This is a genomic window from Treponema sp. (assembly GCF_045657965.1).
Taxonomy (GTDB): Bacteria; Spirochaetota; Spirochaetia; order Treponematales; family Treponemataceae; genus Treponema_D.
In genome coordinates this window covers 1-1,674 of sequence record NZ_JAZOUG010000240.1, presented here as the reverse complement: position 1 = coordinate 1,674, position 1,674 = coordinate 1, and the positions used below count along the sequence as shown (strand labels likewise).

General features: G+C 44.4%; 1 protein-coding gene. It reads left to right on the top strand.

Going from position 1 to position 1,674, the window contains the following annotated elements; genetic code table 11:
• Positions 1–1,397 (top strand): ACT domain-containing protein (locus ACKI5B_RS09065; protein WP_407427962.1); only part of this gene is annotated, 1,397 nt, incomplete at its 5' end.
• Positions 1,398–1,674 lie beyond the last annotated feature (277 nt).

The following is a 1,674-nucleotide window of genomic DNA, read 5'->3' as shown; positions in this document are numbered from 1 at the left end:
AATACACAATTTCTTTCTGTGTAAAGCAGAGTGAAGCTCAGAGAGTTGAAGATGTTCTTTCTGCTGAATTCTCACTTGAAATCCGTGAAGGCGTAATCAATAAAATCAAAGTTCAGGAACACACTGCAATCGTTTCAATCGTAGGCGACGGCATGAAAGAAAACTGCGGAGTAGCAGGAAAATTCCTCAATTCACTTTCTCAGCGAGGAATCAACATTCTTGCAATCGCACAGGGTTCTTCTGAACGCTCAATTTCTGTCGTAATCGGCGGAGAATTCGGTGACATTGCAGTAAAAGCAGCCCATCTCTTCTTCTTTAATACAGCCCAGCCAATCGAAGTCTTTGCTTTCGGTGCAGGCACTATCGGAGGCGCACTGCTTGACCAGATCCGGGATCAGCACGACAAACTTCTGGAACAGAACATCGACATCAAAGTCTGCGCAATTTCAACTTTAGACGGCATGATTTTAGACGGAAACGGAATCGATCTTTCTAACTGGCGCGAGCTCAGCAAAAAAGCGACAGAAAAAGCAAATGTTGATGAAATTCTTGAATTCGTGCGCGATACCAAACCGCTCAATCCGGTTTTCGTTGACTGTACTGCAAGCTACGACCTTCCGAACCGATACCTTGACATCTTTAAGGCCGGCATGAGCATTGCCACACCGAACAAACGCGCAAACTCAATGAGCATGGAATTCTACCACCAGCTGCGAGAAGTTGCGAATGCAAATCACTGCCGCTTTCTGTACGAAACAAACGTCGGCGCAGGATTGCCAATCATCGACACACTGCAGAACCTCTTTAATTCAGGCGACAAGCTTACAGGCTTCAACGGAATCATGTCGGGTTCTCTTTCATATATTTTCGGAAAGCTCGACGAAGGCAAAAAATTCAGCGAAGCCGTTCTTGAAGCAAAAGAGCTCCGCTACACTGAACCTGACCCACGCGACGACCTCAAAGGCACTGATGTTGCACGAAAAGCACTCATCATCGCCCGTGAAGCCGGGATGGACATCGAACTTGATTCAATCAAAATGAACTCAATCTTCCCGGAAGGCTTCTCAATCGAAGGTACAACCGAAGAATTCTTAAAGCGTCTGCCTGAAGTTGATTCATACTTTGAAGAAAAGATGGCAAAACTTAAAAAAGAAAACAAAGTTTTGCGAATGGGAGCAAGCATTAAAGACGGAAAAGTTTCGGTCGGCATGCTTGAAGTAGGACCGGAAGACCCTCTCTTCGGAGTACGCGGCGGCGAAAACGCATTCGTATTCCAGACCGAACGCTACACCCCGATTCCGCTCACAGTCAGAGGATACGGAGCAGGTGCAGGCGTTACAGCCGCTGGAGTCTTCGGCGACATTATGCGCACGGTAAGCTTTAACCCAACAAAGTAAACTGAAAGTTGAAAACGGAAAATTGAATCGGGGACAGGGATTTGCTTGTCCCGATTTTTTGAATTGTCTGTGGCGGCGTAAAAGAACCTGCACATTCAATTGTATTTATGTAATTAAAACTCTTATCAATCTGTATCGCCAATTCTGCCTGCGTAAGTTTTGCCAGTTTACGATACATTTTAAGATTTCTAATAAAAACCTCTTGTAAATCCATTCGAATATACTTGCTTAGAATTGTCGATTATACACATTAGAATTCCGATTTTAAATTAAAATA